Annotated in this window: 1 protein-coding gene; it reads right to left on the bottom strand. The window is 44.4% G+C overall.

Features of this window, described 5'->3' with window-relative positions; all coding sequences use genetic code 11:
- Positions 1 to 63: 63 nt before the first annotated feature.
- Positions 64 to 615 carry a hypothetical protein gene (locus ABD892_RS10280; RefSeq protein ID WP_345195533.1) on the bottom strand — a complete coding sequence of 184 codons (552 nt, stop codon included), beginning with the start codon at positions 613 to 615 and terminating at the stop codon, positions 64 to 66.
- Between the last annotated feature and the right edge of the window lie 113 nt (positions 616 to 728).

The raw sequence follows: 728 nt of genomic DNA, 5'->3' as shown, positions 1-728 counted from the left end.
CGTTTTGTGCAAAAACTGTACTCTGTTGCCAAAAGTACGGCCAGCTTGCTCACATTCCCAAGGTTAAGCGGGATTTAAGGCTTCATTGATGGCACTTGCGTCACTTGATGTTGACTGCATTGGTACTGCAGTGTGTTCAAACATTCCATTGGTCAGGTTCTGCCAATTGCGGTTAAGCGTGACAAGGGTAGTTTCAAGCGTACTGTTGGCCAATCGCGACTCATCGGCCTCTCCTTTTGTTTTTGTATGCAAATTTTTATGAGTAGTAATTGCCTCGTTCAAGTGAGTGATTTTTGTACTCAAATCGTTTGTTGTCTGAGTAAGTTGCTCTACTTGTTCTGAACTGGTTTGCAGGCTAATTTTGTTCTCATCAAGCCCATAAACAGCGGTGATTTCCGCTTGAACCTCTCTTATCTCATTTTCTATCTCTTTGCGCTCTCTAGCTTGCTCCGCCTCGTTACCCTGTAGGAACTTTTTGTCTTTAAGTATCTGCTGTTCCAGCTTGTTGCTTTCCAACTCTAGAGATTTTATTTGTTCTAACCGTTTTGAACGGATGGCTTCCGCATTGTGCTCGGTGAAGAGTACATTTGGTATCACTGCGCCCCCAATGGTCAATTGGCCATTATCCTGTCCAAGCGAAGTAGCGGTAAGTACTCAAAAACTCCTGTGCAGACCACATGGCAGCCAGCATGAGGCGTATTCGATAATATTTGCCAGTCTCGGAATTG

Source organism: Kistimonas scapharcae, from assembly GCF_039540975.1.
GTDB classification, from domain to species: domain Bacteria; phylum Pseudomonadota; class Gammaproteobacteria; order Pseudomonadales; family Endozoicomonadaceae; genus Kistimonas; species Kistimonas scapharcae.
Note: the sequence above shows the minus strand (reverse complement) of the source record. Positions and strands in the feature narration are given on the sequence as shown.